The sequence below is a fragment of the Shewanella canadensis genome (assembly GCF_003966225.1).
Lineage (GTDB): Bacteria > Pseudomonadota > Gammaproteobacteria > Enterobacterales > Shewanellaceae > Shewanella > Shewanella canadensis.
Genome location: NZ_RXNU01000015.1, coordinates 24,141 through 47,436 on the forward strand (window position 1 = coordinate 24,141; position 23,296 = coordinate 47,436).

General features: G+C 45.2%; 17 protein-coding genes and 8 tRNA genes. 16 read left to right on the forward strand and 9 right to left on the reverse strand.

Features of this window, described 5'->3' with window-relative positions:
- Positions 1–23 precede the first annotated feature (23 nt).
- From ybeY to EKG38_RS20395, 4 genes are all read right to left on the reverse strand, one after another.
- Positions 24–500 carry an rRNA maturation RNase YbeY gene (ybeY, locus tag EKG38_RS20380; protein ID WP_126522542.1) on the reverse strand — a complete coding sequence of 159 codons (477 nt, stop codon included), beginning with the start codon at positions 498–500 and terminating at the stop codon, positions 24–26.
- On the reverse strand, positions 490–1,533 hold the full coding sequence (locus EKG38_RS20385) for a PhoH family protein (protein WP_126522544.1): 1,044 nt from the start codon (positions 1,531–1,533) through the stop codon (positions 490–492). The genes ybeY and EKG38_RS20385 overlap by 11 nt, the downstream gene beginning before the upstream one ends.
- A 169-nt stretch (positions 1,534–1,702) precedes the next feature.
- Positions 1,703–3,127 (reverse strand): tRNA (N6-isopentenyl adenosine(37)-C2)-methylthiotransferase MiaB, encoded by a 1,425-nt coding sequence (gene miaB, locus EKG38_RS20390; protein ID WP_126522547.1) that lies wholly within the window; start codon positions 3,125–3,127, stop codon positions 1,703–1,705.
- Between the two features lie 95 nt (positions 3,128–3,222).
- Positions 3,223–3,540, reverse strand: coding sequence for a hypothetical protein (locus EKG38_RS20395; RefSeq protein WP_126522550.1), 318 nt, complete (start codon positions 3,538–3,540; stop codon positions 3,223–3,225).
- 299 nt (positions 3,541–3,839) lie between these two features.
- Here EKG38_RS20395 and EKG38_RS20400 point away from each other — a divergent pair, with 299 nt between their 5' ends.
- The 13 genes from EKG38_RS20400 to EKG38_RS20460 all read left to right on the forward strand — a co-directional run bounded on the left by EKG38_RS20400 (position 3,840) and on the right by EKG38_RS20460 (position 13,892).
- Complete coding sequence (locus tag EKG38_RS20400) at positions 3,840–5,048, forward strand: FAD-dependent oxidoreductase (protein ID WP_246033236.1); 1,209 nt, start codon at positions 3,840–3,842, stop codon at positions 5,046–5,048.
- 290 nt (positions 5,049–5,338) lie between these two features.
- On the forward strand, positions 5,339–5,923 hold the full coding sequence (gene pth, locus EKG38_RS20405; protein WP_126522553.1) for an aminoacyl-tRNA hydrolase: 585 nt from the start codon (positions 5,339–5,341) through the stop codon (positions 5,921–5,923).
- Positions 5,924–6,099: 176 nt separating this feature from the next.
- Positions 6,100–7,191 (forward strand): redox-regulated ATPase YchF, encoded by a 1,092-nt coding sequence (ychF, locus tag EKG38_RS20410; RefSeq protein ID WP_126522555.1) that lies wholly within the window; start codon positions 6,100–6,102, stop codon positions 7,189–7,191.
- Between the two features lie 597 nt (positions 7,192–7,788).
- A tRNA-Met gene (locus EKG38_RS20415) sits at positions 7,789–7,865 on the forward strand.
- Positions 7,866–7,923: 58 nt separating this feature from the next.
- Positions 7,924–8,008: transfer RNA gene (locus EKG38_RS20420), tRNA-Leu, on the forward strand.
- Between the two features lie 50 nt (positions 8,009–8,058).
- Positions 8,059–8,133 (forward strand) — tRNA-Gln (locus tag EKG38_RS20425).
- 5 nt (positions 8,134–8,138) lie between these two features.
- Positions 8,139–8,215 (forward strand) — tRNA-Met (locus tag EKG38_RS20430).
- A gap of 135 nt (positions 8,216–8,350) precedes the next feature.
- Positions 8,351–8,435, forward strand: a tRNA-Leu gene (locus tag EKG38_RS20435).
- 50 nt (positions 8,436–8,485) lie between these two features.
- A tRNA-Gln gene (locus EKG38_RS20440) sits at positions 8,486–8,560 on the forward strand.
- 106 nt (positions 8,561–8,666) lie between these two features.
- Positions 8,667–8,751: transfer RNA gene (locus EKG38_RS20445), tRNA-Leu, on the forward strand.
- A gap of 23 nt (positions 8,752–8,774) precedes the next feature.
- A tRNA-Gln gene (locus EKG38_RS20450) sits at positions 8,775–8,849 on the forward strand.
- Between the two features lie 1,172 nt (positions 8,850–10,021).
- Positions 10,022–12,382 carry a multiheme c-type cytochrome gene (locus EKG38_RS20455; RefSeq protein ID WP_126522557.1) on the forward strand — a complete coding sequence of 787 codons (2,361 nt, stop codon included), beginning with the start codon at positions 10,022–10,024 and terminating at the stop codon, positions 12,380–12,382.
- A 205-nt stretch (positions 12,383–12,587) separates the two neighbouring features.
- Entirely contained in the window at positions 12,588–13,892 is a 1,305-nt protein-coding gene (locus tag EKG38_RS20460; protein WP_126522560.1) for a winged helix-turn-helix domain-containing protein, read from the forward strand.
- A gap of 107 nt (positions 13,893–13,999) precedes the next feature.
- Here the strand turns inward: EKG38_RS20460 and EKG38_RS20465 are convergent, their stop codons facing one another.
- The 3 genes from EKG38_RS20465 to lolB all read right to left on the reverse strand — a co-directional run bounded on the left by EKG38_RS20465 (position 14,000) and on the right by lolB (position 16,526).
- Positions 14,000–14,947 carry a ribose-phosphate pyrophosphokinase gene (locus EKG38_RS20465; RefSeq protein WP_126522563.1) on the reverse strand — a complete coding sequence of 316 codons (948 nt, stop codon included), beginning with the start codon at positions 14,945–14,947 and terminating at the stop codon, positions 14,000–14,002.
- 78 nt (positions 14,948–15,025) lie between these two features.
- Positions 15,026–15,880: a 4-(cytidine 5'-diphospho)-2-C-methyl-D-erythritol kinase gene (gene ispE, locus EKG38_RS20470; protein ID WP_126522566.1), complete on the reverse strand. Its 855-nt coding sequence runs from the start codon at positions 15,878–15,880 to the stop codon at positions 15,026–15,028.
- Positions 15,870–16,526, reverse strand: coding sequence for a lipoprotein insertase outer membrane protein LolB (gene lolB / locus EKG38_RS20475; protein WP_126522568.1), 657 nt, complete (start codon positions 16,524–16,526; stop codon positions 15,870–15,872). The genes ispE and lolB overlap by 11 nt, the downstream gene beginning before the upstream one ends.
- 271 nt (positions 16,527–16,797) lie before the next feature.
- On the opposite strand from lolB, the gene hemA reads away from it, so the two are divergent.
- From hemA to prmC, 3 genes are read left to right on the forward strand one after another with little or no spacing between them, the layout of a single operon-like run.
- The gene (gene hemA, locus EKG38_RS20480; RefSeq protein WP_041421787.1) at positions 16,798–18,048 is read left to right on the forward strand and encodes a glutamyl-tRNA reductase; all 1,251 of its coding nucleotides are present in this window, start codon (positions 16,798–16,800) and stop codon (positions 18,046–18,048) included.
- A gap of 13 nt (positions 18,049–18,061) precedes the next feature.
- The gene (gene prfA / locus EKG38_RS20485) at positions 18,062–19,147 is read left to right on the forward strand and encodes a peptide chain release factor 1 (protein WP_126522570.1); all 1,086 of its coding nucleotides are present in this window, start codon (positions 18,062–18,064) and stop codon (positions 19,145–19,147) included.
- A 55-nt stretch (positions 19,148–19,202) separates the two neighbouring features.
- The gene (gene prmC, locus EKG38_RS20490; protein WP_126522573.1) at positions 19,203–20,045 is read left to right on the forward strand and encodes a peptide chain release factor N(5)-glutamine methyltransferase; all 843 of its coding nucleotides are present in this window, start codon (positions 19,203–19,205) and stop codon (positions 20,043–20,045) included.
- 555 nt (positions 20,046–20,600) lie between these two features.
- On the opposite strand, the gene EKG38_RS20495 is transcribed toward prmC, so the two are convergent.
- Entirely contained in the window at positions 20,601–21,617 is a 1,017-nt protein-coding gene (locus EKG38_RS20495; protein ID WP_126522576.1) for an IS110 family RNA-guided transposase, read from the reverse strand.
- A gap of 311 nt (positions 21,618–21,928) precedes the next feature.
- Positions 21,929–23,040, reverse strand: a protein-coding gene (locus EKG38_RS20500; RefSeq protein ID WP_126522579.1) for an IS3 family transposase whose coding sequence is annotated in 2 segments (ribosomal slippage) — positions 21,929–22,779 and positions 22,779–23,040 — 1,113 coding nt in all. Because the reading frame shifts where the segments join, the coding sequence is not laid out codon by codon here.
- Between the last annotated feature and the right edge of the window lie 256 nt (positions 23,041–23,296).

The following is a 23,296-nucleotide window of genomic DNA, read 5'->3' on the forward strand; positions in this document are numbered from 1 at the left end:
TTTTCCTGACCAATTATGGCCAATTATTGCTCCTTGTAAGGATTGTTAAAACCTAAACTTTCAATTAGTTGAGTCTCTAAAGACTCCATCTCTTCGGCTTCGGCATCGTTAATATGATCATACCCTAGCAGATGCAGACAACCATGTACAACCATGTGAGCCCAGTGGGCTTGTAGGGGTTTATTTTGCTGCATTGCTTCTAGTTCGACAACGGGTGCACAGATGATTAAATCGCCTAATAGTGGGATTTCAATCTCCGGTGGCGCCTCAAAAGGAAAAGATAGCACATTTGTTGGTTTATCTTTTCCTCTGTATGTCGAGTTTAACTCCTGGCTCTCATCTTCATCGACGATTCTTATCGTTAATTCGGCTTCAGCCAGAGTCTTTGGGAGTGCTGTACGCACCCAAAGTTCAAAATTTTGTTTGCTCGGTAACTCACTATTTTCTATAGCGAGCTGTAGATCGAGATCTAATTCAATTTCTGCTTGGCTAGTGTTCATTTTCCGGGGTTCCCTGAAGCTTATATTGGCTATCTTTCTTAGCTTTAGCCACTTGAATTCGTTGCTCGTGCTCTTCATAGGCTTCAACAATTCTGGCTACAATGGGATGACGAACGACATCTTTAGCCTGGAAGAAGTTGAAACTCACCTCATCAACTTCACTTAACACTTCAATAGCGTGCCGCAGACCTGACTTTTGACTCTTAGGAAGATCGATCTGAGTGATATCGCCGGTGATCACGGCTCTGGAGTTAAATCCAATACGAGTGAGGAACATTTTCATCTGTTCAACCGTTGTATTTTGGCTTTCATCTAAGATGATAAATGCGTCATTGAGTGTGCGACCACGCATATAGGCAAGAGGGGCCACTTCGATGATATTACGCTCAATTAAGCGCTCTACTTTTTCAAACCCCAACATCTCGAACAGGGCATCATAAAGTGGGCGAAGGTAAGGATCGACCTTCTGACTGAGATCGCCCGGAAGAAAACCCAATTTTTCGCCGGCTTCAACCGCAGGTCTGGTCAGTAATATACGACGAACCTCTTGATGCTCTAAGGCATCGACAGCAGCAGCGACGGCAAGAAAAGTTTTTCCAGTACCGGCAGGCCCAACTCCAAAGGTAATATCGTGACGAACTATGTTAGCGACGTAATCACTTTGATTTGGATTTCGAGGCTTGATTACACCGCGCTTAGTCTTAATATAGAGCTCTTTTTCGTCTCTTGGCGCTTCGGCTTCTAATGCAACGGCTTCCTGGATTGCTAAATGAACGGCATCAGGTTCAAGATCCGGAGTACTGCCTTTGATTGCTTGAGTCTCTATATAAAGTGTTTTCAATAGATTATTGACGATGAGGCAATTTCTGGCTTGTCCGACGATCTGAAAGTGATTATCCCGGTAGCTTATCTCGACACCGATACGGCGCTCAAGTTGCTTGATATTGTCATCGAATGGTCCACAAAGGGAGATTAATCTACGTGTATCTGCTGGCTCTAAATAGAGGTTCAGCGTCGTTAACTTGTTAGACAAAATAACTCCAATTAGCAATTGTCATCTGCTTTCTATATTCACAGTTTACGAGTCAACACTAAGAAATGCTAACTGAATTTTTCTTAAAGCTGACTAAACTGATTGAAGCTAAGATGAAAGCAAAAAAAGGCGGCATTATAGTGCCGCCTTCTTAATCAATATCTCAATATTATGGGATGTATTGAGTGACACCTAAATCATCGTCTTTCTTATGTTTAGCAAGAATGTCAGATGGTGTGAGTGAGCGGCGCAGATCCATCTCATCTTCCCCGCGGACAAAGGTGCCACGCAGTGAGTTGGTGTAAACATCAACAATTTCGACATCGACGAAACTACCAATATGTTTAGGATCGGCTTCGAAGTTCACTACTCGGCTGGTTTCAGTGCGGCCTCTGAGCTCCATCGGATTCTTTACCGATGGCCCTTCGACTAAGATTCGTTGAACTGTTCCTAGCATTTGACGGCTATAACGCATGGCTTGCTGAGTAATCCGGTCTTGCAAGATAGCCAAACGTTCTTTCTTTTCAGCTAAGGTCACATCATCGGGGAAATCGGCTGCAGGCGTGCCTGGGCGGGCACTGTAGATAAAGCTGAAGCTGTGATCAAATTGCACATCTTCAATGAGTTTCATTGTATCGGCGAAGTCCTGCTTAGACTCACCCGGGAAACCGATGATAAAGTCAGAGCTGATTTGGATATCCGGACGTGCTTTTTTGAGGCGTCGAATAATTGATTTATATTCGATAGCCATATGACCACGTTTCATCTGAGTCAGAATGCGATCTGAGCCTGATTGTACCGGCAGATGAAGGAAGCTGACGAGTTCAGGTGTATCCTCGTAAACGTCGATAATATCTTGAGTAAATTCGATTGGGTGACTCGTGGTAAATCTGAGTCTATCGATTCCATCAATGGCTGCAACGTAACGGAGCAGTTCTGCAAAGGTGCAGATCTCATCATCATGAGTCGCGCCACGATAAGCGTTAACGTTTTGACCTAATAGATTAACTTCGCGAACGCCTTGGTCTGCTAGTTGAGCAATTTCCAGGATAACATCATCAAGAGGACGACTGACCTCTTCACCCCGGGTATAAGGCACGACACAGAAAGAGCAATATTTACTGCAACCTTCCATAATCGAAACATATGCACTTGGACCATCGGCACGCGGTTCAGGTAATCGATCGAATTTTTCAATTTCAGGGAAACTGATGTCGATCACCGACTTTGCTCCGCCCCTGATTTGCTCGATCATCTCAGGAAGACGATGCAATGTTTGTGGACCAAAGATCAGATCGACGCACTGAGCACGATCCTTGATGATTTTGCCCTCTTGGGATGCAACACAACCGCCAACCCCGATGATTAGATCAGGATTTTTATCTTTTAGTTTTTTCCAGCGTCCAAGTTGATGGAACACCTTTTCTTGAGCTTTTTCACGAATAGAACAAGTATTGAGAAGCAATACATCTGCTTCACTGGGCTCTTCTGTCAAGGTATAGCCTTGGTACTCGTCCATCAGGTCAGCCATCTTAGATGAGTCATACTCATTCATCTGACAGCCCCAGGTTTTAATATGGAGTTTTTTACTCATCTGTTTGCGTCACTCTTGGAACCACGGGAAAAATAGCGCGACATTTTACCTCTTGAGCACCCCAGTGGCTAGCTTTTGCACTTTTTTATTGGAAATCATTCTGTACTAACCCACTTATTCGCGACCTCTATTGTCGTGTAGGGAGAATTCCATGCTGTCATAGGTTGTTGAGATTTAGCCATTTTAAGTGAGCTGGCTCGCGCTTGAGTATAAATGTCGGCTTGGATTTGAATTCTGAATTTGCTCAATAATTCCGTGGTATATTGATGTAAGGCATAATCAAAAGGTGTCCTATAGATTACAGTAATCACTTCCATCGTTTCACTCTCGGCGGTTTCTACAGCCGGTGCAGCTTGAATCGATAATGGTAAAAGGCTGATTGCTAGTAAGGTAAGAGATGTTGTTAGTTTCATAATATTCTCACTCATTCCATTGGCTTTGGTTTGAAGACTGAGTGTAAAGTAAGAAGTTGTATTTAAATTCTACTGTTTGTAAGCAGGTGTGAGTTAAAGTGGATATAGCAACATTTGCATACTCAATTAAATAATATTGACACGCTTATTGCCCGCAGTAGGGGATTTAGCGGGTAAAACACAGTTCGATATCGGCGATTCAACCTCAGTGGCTAAGCAAGTACGCTGAGAATTTAGTAATAAATGTGGATTTTTGGACCATTTGAATCAGATAATTATAAACAAAGACATAGAATAGTATGGATGAAACCTTGGTGAGTCAGTCTCAAATGAAAGCTGTAAAAAAAGATGTTGTCATCGTTGGTGGAGGGATGGTTGGCGCCGCCGCGGCCATAGGGCTGGCACAATTGGGTCTCAATGTTGCTGTGGTTGAAGCCTATGCACCTAAACCATATAGCAGCGAACAAGCTATAGATATCAGGGTATCAGCTGTGAGCCTGGCATCAGAGCAGTTACTCGAACGCCTCGGGGCGTTTAAGAGTCTTAGTTTGATGCGTCGAGCCGCTTATCTTGGATTAGAGACTTGGGAGTTAGACGGTTTCATTACTCGGTTTCATGCGGATCAGGTCGGTGTCCCATATCTGGGACATATTATTGAAAATAGAGTGATACAACTTGCGCTATGGGAGCAGTTTGACTCATTTGATAATATTGAACTCTTTTGTCCGGCAAAGGTTGAGCAATTTATTCGCCAGGAAGAGGGAGTGACTGTAACATTAGATAATGGTGTCTCACTCGATTCTAAATTACTTGTCGGCGCCGACGGGGCAAACTCTCAGGTCAGAAGTTGGGCTGGAATAGGATTGACGGGCTGGGATTATGCTCAGTCTGCTATGTTAATTAACATCAAGACAGATCGCGCTCAACAGGATGTGACCTGGCAGCAATTTACCCCTCAAGGACCTCGTTCCCTTCTGCCTCTGCCGGGAAATAATGCATCTTTGGTGTGGTATGACGATGCAAGTCGCATTGCGCAGCTAAGGCAATTAAGTAATACGGCTCTCGCACAACAGATAAAACAGCACTTTCCAGCGCGTCTGGACAGACAGTTTGAAGTGTTGCAAAAAGGCAGTTTCAAGCTGACAAGGCGTCATGCGCAATCTTATTTCACCGACAATTTGGTTATCCTGGGTGATGCGGCGCATACCATTAATCCACTAGCCGGGCAGGGGGTTAACATTGGTTTTAAAGATGTCGAAGCATTGATTTCAACTGTTTCAGAAAAAATAAACCAAGGTGAACCTTGGTGGGAAGAACCGGCATTACGCTCATATCAAGAAAGCCGTTATAAAGATAACCAGTTGATGATGTCGGCAATGGATCTCTTCTATGCCGGATTCAGTAATGAGCTTTTGCCGGTAAAGATATTGCGTAATGCGGCATTGAAAGTGGCAAATATTGACTCTCCTATAAAAAAATATGTGCTTAAGTATGCCTTGGGTTTGTAATGCCTATCTCGCTAAATAGGTGTTCAGTTCAAATTATACTTAAGTTATATCTCTTCAAGCTCTACAGCGCTTTGGCTGACTGATAGTGAACGCTATCAGTCGCCGCTCTTCGTTCTTCTCGTGAATCGTGAAGTCATCGATAGCAAGCACTCTTTCGCTCCGTAACTCCCTACTTTTTACCTATCCGATAGAAGATTTTTGCTCATTATTTGTTGAGTCGGGCATTGAGTGTTAAAATGCCGCGTTTTTCTTTGTGACAAGTTCACTCGCAGAATGAAAGAATAGGCTAAATGAGTAACATTAAACTGATAGTTGGGCTCGCAAATCCTGGCGATAAATACGCTCAGACCAGGCACAATGCGGGGGCTTGGTATGTACAAGAGTTGGCGAGAGTGTGCGGTGCCACGCTCGTCGCAGATAGCAAGTATTATGGGTTAACAGCAAGGGCGACATTGCACGGGAAAGATGTTCGTTTACTCATCCCGTCCACTTTTATGAATCTTAGTGGGAAATCAGTCGGTGCTTTAGCCAACTTTTTTCGCATTGAGCCTGAAGAGATCCTGGTTGCTCATGATGAGCTGGATATGCAACCCGGCGTAGCTAAGTTTAAACTCGGTGGGGGCCACGGCGGGCATAATGGTCTGAAAGATATAATTGCCAAGCTTGCCAATAACAAAGGTTTCTATCGACTCAGGATCGGTATTGGCCATCCAGGTGATAAGAATCAGGTAAGCAACTATGTATTAGGCAAAGCGCCTGCATCAGAACAAACCCTGATAGAAACGGTGATTGATGAGGCCGTGAGGTCGACAGAGTTGCTATTTAATGAAGATATGGCGAAAGCAATGCATAGATTGCACTCTTTTAAAGGCTAGCCTCGGGGCATTTTTATCTCCGGTGTAGCTTGTTCAGGCATTAGTTTTTATTTGCAAAATGGATGAAAACCAAACTTAAAAGTTTAAGAAATTGATGGGGCTGCTTTGTGTGGCTCTTATAAGAACTTAATCGGCAGTGATACTGCTGGTTTACTATTGATATTAAAGGTAAAAATATGGGTTTTAAATGTGGCATCGTGGGCCTGCCAAACGTAGGTAAATCAACGTTATTTAATGCATTAACTAAGGCTGGCATCGAAGCGTCAAACTTCCCGTTCTGTACTATTGAACCTAACACCGGTGTGGTTCCTGTACCTGATGCGCGTTTAGATGCTCTGGCTGAGATCGTAAAACCAGAACGTATTTTACCTACCACAATGGAATTTGTAGATATTGCGGGCTTGGTTGCTGGTGCGTCAAAAGGTGAAGGCTTAGGAAACAAATTCCTGGCTAATATCCGTGAAACTGATGCAATCGGTCATGTTGTACGTTGTTTCGAAGATGACAACATCGTTCACGTAGCTAACAAAGTCTCGCCAGTTGCCGATATTGAAGTGATTAACACTGAACTTGCTTTAGCGGATCTTGATTCTTGTGAACGCGCCATAATGCGCCAAGCTAAGCGCGCCAAAGGTGGCGATCAAGATGCTAAATTTGAAGTGTCAGTGTTAGAAAAAATGCGTCCAATACTGGATGAAGGGCATATGTTGCGCTCAATGGACCTCTCAAAAGAGGAACTGTTAGCGGTAGATTATTTGAACTTCCTAACACTTAAGCCAACGATGTATATTGCTAACGTCGCTGAAGATGGCTTCGAAAACAATCCGCATCTGGATGCCGTTCGTGAAATCGCAGCACAAGAAAATGCCGCTGTTGTTGCTGTTTGTGCAGCCATTGAATCTGAACTGGCTGAGATGGACGCTGAAGATCGTGAAGAGTTTATGGCTGATCTTGGTCTTGAAGAGCCAGGATTAGATCGTGTGATCTGTGCAGGCTACGATCTATTAACGCTACAAACCTATTTTACCGCTGGTGTGAAAGAGGTTCGTGCCTGGACTGTGGCTGTTGGAGCAACGGCTCCACAAGCAGCTGGTGTCATTCATACCGACTTCGAGCGTGGATTTATCCGTGCCCAAGTTATGGCCTATGATGACTTCATTACCTATAAAGGTGAAGCAGGTGCAAAAGATGCAGGCAAGTTACGCGTAGAAGGTAAGACATATGTCGTTAAAGATGGCGATGTGATGCATTTCCTATTTAACGTATAAGTTATCTCTATAGGTTTGCTATCAATATATAGCAGGTTATAGCGTGAGTTAATTGAATGGCCCAATTGCAAAGTTGGGCCATTTTTGTTTTCAAGCTATGGATAACCGATCTCAACGCTTGTGACCAGAACTTGTAGCTTATAGTAAGTTGAAGGTTCGCGAACACATCAACAGAAGTGCCGATATCATTTTCGGTCGTTCACTAATTTCAGATCTCCCAGTTAGGCTCAGGTTTACCCGTTTACCGTGAAATTGATATCCGTGGATATTACAGACTGGCTACTAAGGCAGCAGTAGAAGATAAAAGTGAAGAGATAATTTATCGGGAAACGGTTAGTTGGCCATATCTTAATGCGTAATATGGGGCGTTTTTCTGGTTATTCAGCTTTTTATCAGAGAGATTTTTGCTCCTTAAGACAGTATTTAACTGCATTCATCGAGAATAATAGGCTATATTTGTGCATCTGACGCTCACTTTGGTGAAGTTATAGCCGAACAGGCGGCTTAGTTTAAAATAGAGAAAAAAAGCGGTTGACCTAAATACTCTGAATAAGCATAATACGCCCCGTTCCTCACCAAGAGGGACACGGAAACGATGGCAATGTAGCTCAGCTGGTTAGAGCACAGCATTCATAATGCTGGGGTCGCAGGTTCAAGTCCCGCCATTGCTACCATCTTTCTCGAGATGTAAAATGCGAGCCATCTTAATCAGGATGTAAAACCAGATGCAGTGCGGGAGTGGTGGAATTGGTAGACACGCCAGATTTAGGTTCTGGTGCCGCAAGGTGTGAGAGTTCAAGTCTCTCTTCCCGTACCATTTGTTTTAAAGTAATGAGCTTAGGCTTGTTATTAGTAAGAAAGATTAATTGGGATATCGCCAAGCGGTAAGGCACCGGGTTTTGATCTCGGCATTCCCAGGTTCAAATCCTGGTATCCCAGCCATCTTTGGCAATGTAGCTCAGCTGGTTAGAGCACAGCATTCATAATGCTGGGGTCGCAGGTTCAAGTCCCGCCATTGCTACCATCTTCTCAAGATGTAAAATACGAGCCATCTTAATCTAGATGTAAAACCAGATGCAGTGCGAAAGTGGTGGATGTGGATATTAGACACGCCAGTTACTTAGTACCATCCGAATCAGGATGTAAAAACAGATGCAGTGCGGGAGTGGTGGAATTGGTAGACACGCCAGATTTAGGTTCTGGTGCCGTAAGGTGTGAGAGTTCAAGTCTCTCTTCCCGTACCATTTATTTTAAAGTAATGAGCTTTGGCTTATTATTAGCAGGACAGTTTAATTGGGATATCGCCAAGCGGTAAGGCACCGGGTTTTGATCTCGGCATTCCCAGGTTCAAATCCTGGTATCCCAGCCATTTTTAAAAGGTTGATTTATTGACCTTGTCTTAATAGTGACGTGACAATCTGATTGTTGTACATTATAAAGATAAATAGGCAAGGTGACTTGTCAGAAAGTTCGATGCGGGAGTGGTGGAATTGGTAGACACGCCAGATTTAGGTTCTGGTGCCGTAAGGTGTGAGAGTTCAAGTCTCTCTTCCCGTACCATCGAATTTTTCAAAAAGTATTATTGGGATATCGCCAAGCGGTAAGGCACCGGGTTTTGATCTCGGCATTCCCAGGTTCAAATCCTGGTATCCCAGCCATACACAGAAAGCCCGTCTTATGACGGGCTTTTTTGTGTCTGGGCTTCTTGTAACAGAGAGTTATGTCGCTTTTTTCAAAAGAGTCCATGGGTCAAAGATGTTCCAGACATCTTCATGACATTCCCTCCATCCTTGGAGGTCATGGAATGAAATTGGCTTTGTGTCTGTTATAAACTTCAGTGCCAATCATTTATGTTGTTCAAGCTAAATGATGAGCTGTTCATCAGCCTATCAGCCCATAGCTGCTTTTCCTTTTATCTTTTCCTTATACCAATCGGTATCTTCGTGAGAGCTCCACACACCAGAGGTTAGGCCATTCGCTGCTCGGCGATAACGTATAGATGTATTACTCTCGATCATTGTTCTTCGGCTCTGGCATCCTGCTTCACTCTACCTCCTATATCCATATAGTCGTGTATTATTCTACCTTTGCCCATCCTTGGGCTCGTACCTCCTGAATCCTTTCAGTAGTGCTTGGCTCTACCTTCTGTATCTGCTCTCCATGGTCTTAAGCATTCCATACGCTTTAAAGACATTTCCCATATCCCTATGGGTCAGTGGAGGAAGTGTCTGATTTTGTATGGAACAAAATAGACCATATAGTCGTGCATTATTCTACCTTCGTCCCGTACTACCTATATCCATAGCCATGCAATATAGGTATTCACACCTCCTATTTGCAACGAGTGAAGGACATAGTGGCGGAGGGTTTCAGCTCGTTAATCCAGTATCAAATGCATAACCTTGAGCAAGTATCACCTAAAATTGGCTTAAACAATGCCTTCTAAAAATGTAGGTAATCGAGCTGAATCGCTTCAATATGAGCCCGTCAGTACAATATTTAGAGACATAGGCTGTTGGGCATACGCTGCACAATGGAGATAATTCCTACGCTTTGGTAACAAATCAGCGTTTTGTTAGCTTTTGTTAGTGCTTTAGGTGCTAACAATCACACTATAAAAGATGGCTGAAACCTTTTTGCAGCATCCAGGCATCATTTTGCCTTTATTTTTTTATCAGTTTGTTATCGTTTTGTCTTGTTTTTGTGCTCTGTTTCTCGTTGATTGCTTTCGAGGCAATTGCAAGCGTGCTAGTCACACTTTATTTCCTGTCACTTAGGTACATTTCTTCTGCCCCAAATTAGAGGGCACCAATAAAAGTGAGTGAGGGAAATGATGAAACGATTCGATATGAAGGTTGCTACATTAGCAACATTAATCGGTCTGGCACTTTCAGGCTGTAGTGGCGATGATGGTAAAGACGGAGTAGATGGCAAGGACGGCACGCCAGGTACTCCGGCCATTATTGTTGCAACCAGTGCGCAAAGTTTGAATGTGACAGTCGACAAGGTGGCCATCGCCAGTGACTCAGCTGTCACTTTTATGGTGACCAATGAGAAAGACCTGCCTGTCGTTGGGTTGAGCCATTTTGGCTTTATGCTCTCTGGCCTTGAGCAAGGCGAAAATGGCGATGCCAATAACTGGAAACTACTGAGCTCAGAATCTTGTCCGGACAGCAAATATGCCAAGTGTGGCACTCTGACTGATAATGGTGACGGTACTTATAATTATCACTTCCTTAAAGATGTGACTGCTGAGCCTGCATTTACTATCAACGATGACAAGACACTGCGTCTGATGGTCAATACCGGTGGTGAAAAAGTAGGGGCTTCAGAGCTACCCTACGCCAATATGAACTATGATTTCCGTGCTCAGGGCGAAACCCCTCTGTACACCAAGAATGTGGTCAACAACCAGAACTGTGAAAGTTGTCATGATGACTTTACCATTCATGGCGGACATTACACTGAAGTGGAGACCTGTGTATCTTGTCATACAGACAACAAGGTCAGCAGCAGTGAAAAAGTGTTCCCAATGCTGGCTCATAAGGCTCACATAGGTGTGATCTCTGCGCCAGTCGGTGGTTGTGATAACTGTCACTCCCCAAATGAGCAGGCGACAGATTTCGCCAACTGGAAGAACGTACCTACCCAGGAAACTTGTATTACCTGTCATACAGACGTTAACTTTAAGGAAGGCGTTGGCCATTGGCCGTATCAGGACAATGCACAATGTGCCAATTGTCACACGCCAGATACCCTCGAGATGGTGCATTTGTCTACCTATAAGGGACAAAACGAGCGCCGTAACAATCTTCACCTGACTGTGACCGAAGCCAAGATGGTTGATGCTCCGGAAGCAAAAGCCAACATCGACGCCAACTTAGATACCGATAAGACTGGCTATGTACAGTTGACAGTCGACATTTTAGACAAAGATGGCAAGACGCGTAACGAGCAGCTAGATTTGGTTAAGTACATGTACTACGCCGAGTTCTATATCAACTGGGGCGGCCAGGATATGGGCATGGAGCGTGGTAAGGTACTGCGTGTTCATACTAACAAAGAAAACTTCCCAGGCTATGTAGATGCTCCAATCGTGCTTAACTATGAAAATGGTAAGACTACGTTTGAAATTGGTCCATTCGATCTTGAAGATGACTTCGATGGTGACTTGAACGATAGCTACGGTATGGTGACGCCGCGTATTTGGTTCTGTATCGACAAAGATGGCGAAACAATTCAGGACTGTGATGGCAAAACTGATTGGAGTAACGGTGCCGCTGGTTATAACTGGCAACACTTCTTCAATAAGGAAGGCATGCTGGAAGAGCGTCCACGTCGTCAAATCGTGACTAATGAGTTGTGTGGCGACTGTCATGGAACCACTACCTCAGAAGATGGCTTCGTACAGATGACTCTTAACTGCCGTAGCTGTCATTCTGTGGTCAAGAACGATAGTACCTACTTCGCTACCACTTGTGCTTCGGGCTCGGTCGATTCCGATGGTGACGGTTCTTTGGATCCAATGATTATGATGAAGAGTCTGATGCCACGTGGTGAGCGTGACTGGACTACTGCATCGAATGCTGGTGAAGAATGTCTGGCTTGTCATAACGCCAACAACATGCCAACTCAGGTCATACGTAATTCGCAAACCAAGCAAGGTGATGAGGATTACGTTGAGCAGCTGACCATGAGTCATCCTGATCAGAAGGTATGGATTCATGCTATGCATGCTAACAACCGTGCTAACCAAAGTGGTAAAGGTTGGAAGCGTAATGTTGAGTACTCGGCAGATCTGGCAAACTGTGCCAAGTGTCATATCGCAGACAGCTTCGATGCCAAGTACCTAGTGGGTCGCAAGCCGCTAGCGCTGGATCTTGACTACATGGATACCTATGACGGTCTGGACCCTGCAAATGGTAAAGACACCAGCGGTAACAAGCGTTATGCCGTCGATGCAGTTGCAGATGCTTTTGTATCGCCTACCGCAGCTGTATGTTTGAGCTGCCATGGTAAGCGCGCCGCGGAAGAGGGTGAAGATCGCCGTCAAGTCCGTAAAGATGTGGTCAGTCACATGAAGCAAAATGGCGCTCAGTTCGGTGTCGAACTTGGTCAGTACACAGGCGAAGAGTCTTGTGCAGTCTGTCATGACCTGACCAATCTGAAAGAGGTTCATGGTCTGAAGTAAAAATGCTCCACCCTGCAATCCCATCTTGGCCCTGGTCTTTTGATCAGGGTCTTTTTTGCTGAGTGCAGGCAGGTTCACATTTTTTCTTGATTTCATTGCCGAATTCGGAGAGGCATCAAGCTTAAATGAAATTCATTCCAATATAATATAATGCTTAATAATCGCTTAAGTATCACTAAAGGGAGTTATGATCTGAGGATGAGATATGGTGAAGTTATCTAAATATCTTTCGATTGATCTGGAGTCAAGAGAGTTGCTGGATGAGAGCAATCAGGACCGCAGTCCACTGTCTCTGGCCGAACTCGAAATCATCAAGTTGCTGGCCCAACGCATCGGTGAAGTCGTCAGTAAGGAAGATCTTAATGAAGCCGGCTGGCCCGGACGTTTGGTGGCTCCCTCATCGCTGACACAATGTATCAGTACCTTGCGACGTAAATTAGAGTCCCAAAATGATATAGAGCTCAAAAACATTCCCAGGTATGGCTATAGTCTGTGCGTGATTGAAACCGATGAGTCGGTCGAATTGATGGAGCCGCAATCTCAGGTTGACAACGCCTCGCCTGTAGCTCGCAATTTTAGTCGTCACTGGCGTTGGCTAGGAGTCGTGATGTTTGTTGTGCTCCTAACTAGCCTGCATTTCTCCGGCAAGTTGAAGCAGACGGTCAACTATCTGGCTCTGCTGGCTCAACCCGGGGTGGCGTCAATTTTGGATGCTGAGACTGAGCTTGCCGGGCAAAAAGTACAACTGAGTCAACTCAGGTTAGAGGAGCAGCCCGAGGTCAATCCGTCGGCAGATCGTTTAATCGGTAATTGGTCGAACACAGAAGCCATCTTTGGCAACGGACAACTGAAGCGAATTTTTGCTAATGACAACAATCGTTATGAATCGGTTGCCCTGTGTAATCAGTACGAAGGGGAGTGTAATGATACTCAGCCCCTGAATCTGGTGAGAGAGATCAATACAGTTTCGCCATTAGATCTGCAGTGGCTCAGTGAAACTAAGCTGCGTATGGAGCAGGTGACCTATAACAAGATTTTGTTGGATAAGTTTGATAACCCGTCTCAGGGGTTGGTAGAAGATATCTATCGGGCCGATGTCTACTATTATGGTGCCAGTAAGAATGTGGTTCGAGCCGACGTACGCCTGTCTTTGGTTTATCAATCTCCGTCCCGGGGGACTCTGGTGATGGCGGCCTGTATCACAGACGATCTACTACGGCATGTATCTATGCGCTATCAGTTCAGCGGCGAGTTTAAGATGCGGCAAAAGACGGTCGATGGTCAGTTGGTGAAGTCATTTCTGCTGGATACTGAGAATGTCAGCTTTACAAGCCCGGATGCGATATCCGAAGAGTCGGCGACCATCTACCGTGAGATCCGCAAGTCGGTGCTGAGCAATGAAACTCAAATCCTGCGGCAGATTTATCAGGATGCCAATAGCGGGGTATGGATGCTACCGCTTTGGGGCGATACCATGGTATGGGCACACAGGGTAGAGGTGACGTTATAAACCCAAATTGAACGTGAGTCTCTCTTTCCGTACCCTGATTTAAAACTTAAACAGCAGATAAAAAAAATGCACTCATCTGAGTGCATTTTTTAGATATTAATCAGCGATTAATGCTTGAACATCGCAGAGATAGATTCTTCATTGCTAACGCGACGAATAGCTTCAGCCATTACAGACGACATACTCAATTGAGAAACCTTATCGAGTGCCGCAATTTCAGGGCTCAATGGAATAGTATCGGTCACAATCACTTCATCGATAACAGATTCAGCGATGTTCTTAGCGGCATTACCAGAGAATACAGGGTGAGTCGCATAAGCAAATACGCGGTTAGCACCATGTTCTTTCAATGCTTCAGCTGCTTTACAAAGCGTACCGCCGGTATCGATCATATCGTCAACGATGATGCAATCACGTCCCTGAACATCACCGATGATGTGCATGACCTGAGCTACGTTCGCTTGTGGGCGACGCTTATCGATAATGGCCAGATCTGAATCATCGAGAAGTTTAGCTACGGCACGTGCACGAACAACGCCACCGATATCAGGAGAAACCACAACTGGATTTTCAAGATTCTTAGCTAACATATCTTCCAGTAACACAGGGCTACCAAATACGTTATCTACAGGTACATCGAAGAAACCCTGGATCTGCTCGGCGTGTAGGTCACAAGTCAATACACGGTCAACACCTACGCTAGACAAGAAGTCGGCAACGACTTTAGCGGTAATCGGTACACGAGCACTGCGAACACGACGATCTTGGCGAGCATAGCCAAAGTAAGGGATAACTGCAGTAATACGTCCTGCAGAGGCACGACGTAACGCATCAACCATAACGATAAGTTCCATTAGGTTGTCGTTAGTTGGTGCACAAGTAGATTGAATGATAAAGACATCCGCACCACGTACATTCTCGTTTATCTGGACACTGATTTCGCCGTCACTGAAAACGCCAACGGCTGCGTCTCCAAGTTTACAAAATAGACGATCGGCTATCTTCTTAGCGAGACTAGGTGTAGCGTTACCAGCAAAAAGTTTAATGTCAGGCACTGTGTCAACCTCAGGCGTATGCTTTATTTTTAGTGGCTGGAGTTAATGAATACAAGCTATAACTCCAGGATATTGTGTTTAGAGCTGAGCTAATCTCAGCTCTAAAGATGATGTATTTGCCCCTTTCGCCACAAGCCCTGTCATATCGCTTGGCAATGTCGCCAAAACATCTAAGGCCTGCTGCTGCTGTTCGAACTCCCCGAAAACACATGCTCCTGTTCCGGTCATTCTGGACGGCGCATATTCTAGCAGCCAGAGCAGTGTTTTGGCAACTTGAGGGTGACGCTTTGCAACCAGTGATTGGCAGTCATTTTGCCAGATACCGTTCATTAAAGAGGCAATATCAAGCTTAGGTGTATCACGAGGTAACTCAGGATCCTGGAATATTTCTGCGGTAGAAACATGTACATTAGGGATCAGCACTAAGTACCAATATTCTTTTGGGGAAACGGCCTGTAACTCCTCACCAACGCCTTCGGCGAAGGAGGCTAAACCATTAATAAAAACAGGGACATCGGCACCGAGTTGTAATCCGATTCTCATCAATTTATCTTTACTTAATTGGGTATTCCAAAGGTGATTCAACGCGACTAATGTTGTTGCGGCGTCGGATGAACCACCACCGATACCTCCCCCCATAGGGAGTCGTTTATCAAGCCAGATCTCAGCGCCTTTGCTACAGCCGGATTCCTGTTGCAGTAATTTTGCGGCACGCAGAATTAAGTTATCGCTATCGGCGACAGCGCCGCCCATATTGGAGTGCAATTTAAGGTTCGATGTGTCAGTGACTTTGAAGTCGAGATAATCGCAGTAGTCGATAAATTGAAAAAGGGTTTGCAGCTCATGATAGCCATCAGCCCTGCGACCATTGATGTGTAAAAAAAGATTGAGTTTGGCCGGAGCGGGCCAGCCTTGTGATAATTTATTGCTCATTTAAGCGCTCTTCTGGTTGATTCGAAGGCAATAAGTGGGCCGCTGACAAGGCCTGCCAGTGGCTGATCTGTAATTTGAGGCGCAGGTCCTCTCTTTTTAGTTGTAGTAATCGGGGTAATTCTGCACCACTTTGTTGTTGCCAGCTTATAAACTCAACTTCCCAAGGTGGTGGATTCTGTGTTGTTAGTTTTATCGGTCTTTGTTGCTCATCTTGAACGAGCAGTTCGTCGTCATCACTGAGTTGCCCCGTTATCCATAGCGGAAGAGCATCGACCGGAATCGACCAGCCCGTCACTCTGGTGAGGAGCCGTTGAGCATCTCTATCCCGATAGACCTTGCCATCGACCTCTAAGCGAGCCTCGTCTTCTAAGGTCGTTAAAGAGAGTACGGTTGTGCCTAACATGGTGGTGAGCGTTAATTCATTTTTCTTATCGGTATGAAACCAGTAGATATTCGTACTGAATTTGTCCTTACTGGTTCTTACTGCAAGTTTTCCCTGCATCTCCCATGCCTGAGCGTTTGAGACATCATCCACCTGCACCGGAATGAAATTCTCTGGTGGTGCTATGGAGCAGGCTGAAAGCAAAGTTACGCTTAACAGCACCCAGATGAGTGGTATTTTTGTGAGATAGCTCAAATTATTCATCTATTACTGATATTAACGACTTCATATGATACGAGGGCTTGATAAGAATACCAATGGTAATCGTAAAATATACTGTAAGGCGCAGCCAATCAAGCTTGTGACTCACTCCTGTCAGCGTCTTTAGAGGCGTAAATTCGGTGACCTTAATTGTGAAAATGGATAAGAAATGAGATTATTATTCGGTTTTGTTAAGCATATTCTGTTTTTAGTTCACTCAATTCAGTAGAATGGCTGACAATAAATGAGATGCCTAGAGACTAAAACGAGTCAGATGAGCCTTGTAGCAATCGGTATTAATCATAAAACAGCCACGGTCGACCTACGTGAAAAGGTAGCGTTTTCACCAGATAAAATTCATGATGCTATGAAAAGTCTGGCGAGTCGTACCAAGACCGGCGAAGCTGTTATCATATCAACCTGTAACCGAACAGAGCTTTACACCAACACAGGTGATGAGGCTGAGGTTATTCGTTGGTTAGAAGAGTATCACCAACTCTCCCACGAAGACGTCGAGCCTTGCTTATATAAGTTTGAAGGCCAAGCCGTTGCACAGCATTTAATGCGTGTATCTTCAGGTCTCGACTCCCTAATTCTTGGTGAGCCTCAGATCTTAGGCCAGGTAAAGCAATCTTTCGTTAAGGCGAAGGAGGCGGGCAGCGTTGCGATTACCATGGACAGGCTTTTCCAAAATACATTTTCAGTAGCAAAAAAGATTAGAACTGAAACAGAGATCGGCGCTGCCGCCGTTTCTGTCGCTTTTGCTGCCGTGAGTATGGCCAAGCATATCTTTTCATCCTTGAGTACCACAAAAGTGTTGCTCGTCGGTGCCGGTGAGACCATAGAACTGGTTGCACGGCATTTGAAAGATAATGGTGTCGACTCTATGGTGGTTGCAAACCGCACCCTTTCACGTGCAGAAGGCATGTGTGAAGAGTTCGGTGCCACGGCAATTACGCTGGAACAGATACCTGATTATCTCCCGCAGGCCGATATCGTGATATCATCTACCGCAAGCCCGCTACCTATCTTAGGTAAAGGCATGGTAGAAAAAGCGCTTAAGCAGCGTCGTCATCAACCTATGTTGTTGGTTGATATAGCCGTTCCTCGTGATATTGAAGCTGAGGTAGCAGAGCTTGACGATGCCTTCCTCTATACAGTGGATGACCTGCAAAGCATTATTGAACAGAATATGGCCTCGCGAAGAGAGGCTGCCGAGCAAGCGGAAGTAATTGCTGAAGAACAATCGCATCTTTTCATGGAATGGGTCCGCTCCTTAGAGTCGGTCGACAGCATTCGTGAATACCGTACCGCGAGTATGGCTATAAAAGATGAGCTGGTTGAGCGTGCAATCAATAAGTTAGCCCAGGGCGGAGACAGTGAGAAATTACTACTCGAACTGGCCAATAAGCTAACTAATAAGTTGATCCACGCACCGACTCAAGCATTGACTGTTGCAAGCCGCCAAGGTGATTTGAATAGCATTGGCCAGCTTAGAACCGCGCTCGGATTAGATAAAAACTAAGGTTAGCGTTTTAATGAAGGACAGTGTCATTCGCAAGCTAGAAGGCTTGCTTGAGCGTAATGAAGAAGTGTTAGCTCTACTCAGTGATCCGGGTGTTATTTCCGATCAGGAGCGTTTTCGTGCACTCTCAAAAGAGTATTCTCAACTTGAAGATGTCGTCAAAAGCTTTAAGTCTTTCCAGCTAGCTACAGAAGATCTTGAAGCTGCGAAAGAGATGGCTAGTGATGATGATCCTGAGCTCAAAGAGATGGCTCAGGAAGAGATGAAAGAAGCTAAGTCACTAATAGAAAGTCTTGAAGATGAGCTGCAGATCCTGCTGCTTCCTAAAGATCCTAATGATGATAACAACTGCTTTATTGAAATTCGTGCAGGTGCGGGTGGCGATGAAGCGGCTATTTTTGCCGGCGACCTGTTCCGCATGTACAGCAAGTACGTTGAAAGTAAGCGCTGGCAGTTAGAAGTGATGAACACCAACGAAGGTGAACATGGCGGCTTTAAAGAGGTTATTGCTAAAGTCAGCGGTGAAGGCGTATACGGACAATTGAAGTTTGAGTCTGGCGGACATCGCGTTCAACGTGTGCCAGAAACAGAGTCTCAAGGCCGTGTACACACCTCTGCATGTACCGTTGTTGTTTTGCCTGAAATTCCTGAATCAGAAGCCATTGAAATTAATAAGGGCGATTTGAAAGTCGATACTTTCAGAGCATCGGGCGCCGGTGGACAGCACGTCAACAAAACAGATTCGGCTATTCGTCTTACGCATATCCCGTCAGGTATTGTCGTTGAGTGTCAAGACCAGCGCTCACAGCATAAGAACCGTGCCCAAGCGATGAGTGTGCTTACAGCCCGTATTCAAGCTGTAGAAGATGAAAAGCGTCGTAGTGCCGAAGAGAGTACCCGCCGCAACTTAGTCGGTAGTGGTGATCGTTCAGAACGAATTCGTACCTATAACTTCCCACAAGGTCGTGTGAGCGAGCATAGAATCAACCTGACTCTCTATCGTTTAAACGAAGTGATGGAAGGTGAACTCGATGTAATCATTGAGCCCTTAATGTTAGAAAACCAAGCAGATATGCTAGCGGCATTATCAGAAGAGTAATTAGTTTTTTGCTCCTTCTGACTGTTTAAACAAGGTTTCAAATTAAGGAACGCTTTTGTACCAGACTCTAGCCGAAGCCCTCAAGTGGGCTTCATCTCAATTGCAAAAAATTTCAGATACGCCTAAGCTCGATGCCGAGGTGATATTACTTCATATCATTCATAAACAACGTGGATATCTCTATACTTGGCCCGATGAGCGATTAACATCGGATCAGGTGACCGCTTTTGGCGAGATGGTTGCCAGACGACTCCTGGGGACACCTATTGCGCATATCGTCGGAGAGCGTGAATTCTGGTCTCTGCCGTTTATGGTTAATCCGACGACGCTGATCCCGAGGCCGGATACCGAAATTTTAGTCGAGACCGCCTTGAATCTGCCTCTGGCAGAGAGTGCCCGGGTATTAGATTTAGGCACCGGAACCGGAGCGATTGCGCTATCTTTGGCCTATGAGAAGCCAGAGTGGCAGATCACTGCGGTCGATAAGATCATCGAAGCGGTGGCTCTGGCTAAGGCGAATCGAGCACATCTGAAGCTCCCACAGGTCGAGATTGTACAGAGTGACTGGTTCGACTCTGTTGGCTGTTATGATTTCAACTTAATTGTCTCTAATCCGCCTTATATAGACGAAACTGATGAACACCTGAGTCAGGGGGATGTCAGGTTTGAGCCTCAAAGCGCGTTGACGGCAGGAGAAGAGGGCTTCGCGGATCTCTACCATATCGCCTCATGTGCTCGAGACTACCTCACGCCGGGTGGCTATCTGCTACTTGAGCATGGCTTCGGGCAGGCCATACAGCTTCGAGATAAGATGATTGAGCTGGGCTATGAAAATGTCGCCACTGTGCGTGACTTTGGTAGCAATGACCGTTGCACGGTAGGTCGTTGGCCAAGATAGCCAGCTTGGGTTGATCCCCAAGGTAGTCTCTTTAAGGTGAAGAGTGCTGAGGCATTGGCTGGTGCTGCTTTTAGCTGAATGAATTTGAACGCCATTGGTATTTGTTTACCAATGGCGTTTTTGTTTGTCGAACGGCAAAACTAGCTAGCCTTGAAATGAAGGTTGATCACATTTTCTATGTGGGTTGTTGATATTGGGAAGTTTGCTTGAAGGTCGTACCTTCATTGTTATCTATCGCCTCCGGCGAGGTGTGTGCAGATACTTATATGGACCCATCCCGTTTTATATGGACCCATCCCGTTTGCAAGACATTTGATATCAATTTTGAGAAGAGTTCATTGCACCCATATATTCGGCCTGTTTATGAGGTTAACCTCCGGCCCTGATGGATATGTGCCTCTACTTTCCTTATCATCTGCACGGCTTCTTATAGAGCCTAAGTATCTGTAAGGTTTTAAGTAGAGCAGTCTGACTGTCTCATCATCAAATCAAGTGTCATAGCAACTTGCTGGTATGTTTTACACTAACTCGGTTCGTCTTACTTTAGGGCAACTGCTAAGCAAATGTCCTATATTCATCTTTCCAAGCTGCGATAGCCCAGGCCATTCGCGCAAGCTTGTTAGCCAATGCAACGCAGGCCTTATTGAACCCCTTTCTTTCAGCCAAAGCGTATGCCCAGCGGCTCAACCTATCTTGTTTGCCCCCGCAGTGCTGCAAGACCGCTCTTGCTCCATGTATAAACAACGTTCGTAAGTAGGCATTGCCTCTTTTACTTATCCCTAGCAGGTTATCTTTGCCGCCACTGCTATGTTGTTTTGGCACTAAGCCACACCAAGCTGAGAAGTGCCTACCATTGGAGAAGTCTTTTCCTTCTCCCACAGCCGCATAAAAAGCTGTCGAAGTGACAGGGCCAATACCTGGGGTTGTCTCTAAACGCTGGCAAACTTGATTTGTATTTCTCTCTTCTAATATTTGAGTATCACAGCTTTTTAGGCGTTTCTCTATGTCGATAAACTCGCCATGTAACTGATTAAATATGTATCGCCCTTTCACTGTAAGTTCATTGCTTTCATCAGATAGAATTTCAGGAAAAGCTTTTCTAAATGCCGCTTTGCTTTTCGCTATTACGATGCCGTATTCTGCCAGCATGCCTCTGACTTGGTTGACTAAAGCTGTAGACTGTTTGTTTAAACGCTCCCTCATTCGGTGAAGCATCTGTACATCCTGCTGTTCGACAGGCTTTGGTTGTACGAAGCGCATGTTCGGCCTTTGGGCAGCCTCAGCGATGGCAAGCGCATCGTTATAATCATTCTTATTCCCTTGTCGATAGGGGATGACAAATTGTGGCGCGATTAACTTCACTTGGTGTCCGAGTTTTTGAAACTCCCTAGCCCAATAGTCTGCGCTACCACAGGCCTCCATGACTATTAGGCATGGCTCTATCTTGGCAACAAAGTGCATCACATCTTTTCGCCTGAGCATCTTCTTTTTAACTAACTTGCCTGCCTGATTTACTGCAACAAAATGAAAAACAGACTTTGCGATATCTAAACCAATTGTAGTAATCTTCATGATGGACCTGTCCTCTTTCTGATGAGTTGTATCAACTTAATCGTGGCCCATTGCGAGGCCGATTAGAAGGGGATGGGTCCATTCCATTATCTACACCTGTTGATTTTAAAGAAAGTTATCTCTTCGGCTTGGCAGTGTTAATGGGAGATAAGGTGGGGAAGCATAAAGGTTCTCCAATATGTGCGAACTCTATAACGCTAAAAAATATAATTTTACTTATTGTGAAACTGACATAGTGAGGCAAATTGATTATAGGTTATCTAAATTCTCGGCTTTTCAGCCAAAATGGTCATAGTGTAAACCTCCCTATTTTAGTTCCACTTAAAAGTAGAGTTTTCTCCCTGTTTCTTGCTCGCCAAATATTCCCACGGAGTGAGATCTCCAAGTGAGTCATGTGGCCGCTCTTCGTTATATTCATTCATCCAGTTATCAGTCATTTCACGTACCTCCCTGAGACTTTTAAACAGGTACATGTCCAGAACTTCTGTTCGGTATGTGCGATTAAATCGCTCGATATATGAATTCTGCGTCGGCTTTCCTGGTTTGATGTGCTCCAGTTGAACTCGGTTGCGCTCTGCCCAATCAGCCAGAGCCAGCGAGATAAACTCCGGACCATTATCCATCCGCAGCTTTTGTGGCATACCACGCCAGGCAATAATTCGCTCCAGCACTCTGATAACGCGTTGGGCCGGGAGGCTTAAATCGACTTCGATAGCCAATATTTCCCGGTTAAAATCACCAATGACATTAAACGTTCGGAAGCGGTGCCCGCAGTGTAAACTGTCACACATAAAGTCCATCGACCAACATTGATTCATTGCCTCAGGAACCGCTAACGGTGCGGGGGGGCGATTCGGCAGGCGTTTCTTGCCCTTGCGACGGAAGTTCAATTTAAGCTCGCAATACACACGGTAAACACGTTTATGGTTCCATGACTTTCCCTTGCGTCTAAGGACTTTAAACAGCTTGCCAAACCCGTATGCCGGATATTTTTCGGCATGCTCCTGAAGCGCGGCAATAACGGGGTCATCCCGGCACTTATCAGGCTGATAACGATATACCGATGGACTGATGCCAACAACGCGGCAGGCAAGACGAATACTGGTTTGATGTACATTGAGCACATACTCAACCAGTTCGCGCCTGACCGCTGGCTTCAGAGCTTTTTTTCGACGAGATCTTTGAGGATCTTATGTTCCAAACTGATGTCTGCAAACATCTGTTTTAAGCGCCGATTTTCATCTTCAAGCTCGCGTAAGCGTTTAATGTCTGAGGCCTCCATACCACCGAACTTGCTCTTCCAGTTGTAATAGGTAGCCTCTGAAATACCGTATTCCTGGCTGACTTCCTTGATCAGACGACCACCTTCTACTTCTTTCAGGATCTTAATTAACTGAGTTTCGGTATAGCGTGATTTCTTCATTGCTGTTCTCCTTGAGATATCAGTGTACCGGGAGAACTCTAATTATGCATGAGACTATTTTAGGGGAGGGTTACAGGAGCATCTGAGTCGTCAGACAATTTTTGTTGAAGTATGAGGAGCACAACTTCGCCGGGGCGTTATGGTACTTTGGTTCACCAAGAGTCAAGGAGGATAAGGACGAGCAGTCCTCCTTGCCCGGGTGTGGGTTGGATACCCACGACGTTAGTTGTTAGACGTAGTCTAACTATAAGGATTC

Bases quoted from the DNA above. Each gene is read 5' to 3' on its own strand.
- ybeY (WP_126522542.1), bottom strand. From the start codon at position 500: ATGAACACTAGCCAAGCAGAAATTGAATTAGATCTCGATCTACAGCTC.
- EKG38_RS20455 (WP_126522557.1), top strand. From the start codon at position 10,022: ATGATGAAACGATTCGATATGAAGGTTGCTACATTAGCAACATTAATC.
- prfA (WP_126522570.1), top strand. From the start codon at position 18,062: ATGAAGGACAGTGTCATTCGCAAGCTAGAAGGCTTGCTTGAGCGTAAT.
- miaB (WP_126522547.1), bottom strand. From the start codon at position 3,127: ATGAGTAAAAAACTCCATATTAAAACCTGGGGCTGTCAGATGAATGAG.
- EKG38_RS20460 (WP_126522560.1), top strand. From the start codon at position 12,588: ATGGTGAAGTTATCTAAATATCTTTCGATTGATCTGGAGTCAAGAGAG.
- EKG38_RS20400 (WP_246033236.1), top strand. From the start codon at position 3,840: ATGGATGAAACCTTGGTGAGTCAGTCTCAAATGAAAGCTGTAAAAAAA.
- hemA (WP_041421787.1), top strand. From the start codon at position 16,798: ATGAGCCTTGTAGCAATCGGTATTAATCATAAAACAGCCACGGTCGAC.
- EKG38_RS20495 (WP_126522576.1), bottom strand. From the start codon at position 21,617: ATGAAGATTACTACAATTGGTTTAGATATCGCAAAGTCTGTTTTTCAT.
- pth (WP_126522553.1), top strand. From the start codon at position 5,339: ATGAGTAACATTAAACTGATAGTTGGGCTCGCAAATCCTGGCGATAAA.
- ispE (WP_126522566.1), bottom strand. From the start codon at position 15,880: ATGAGCAATAAATTATCACAAGGCTGGCCCGCTCCGGCCAAACTCAAT.
- ychF (WP_126522555.1), top strand. From the start codon at position 6,100: ATGGGTTTTAAATGTGGCATCGTGGGCCTGCCAAACGTAGGTAAATCA.
- lolB (WP_126522568.1), bottom strand. From the start codon at position 16,526: ATGAATAATTTGAGCTATCTCACAAAAATACCACTCATCTGGGTGCTG.
- EKG38_RS20395 (WP_126522550.1), bottom strand. From the start codon at position 3,540: ATGAAACTAACAACATCTCTTACCTTACTAGCAATCAGCCTTTTACCA.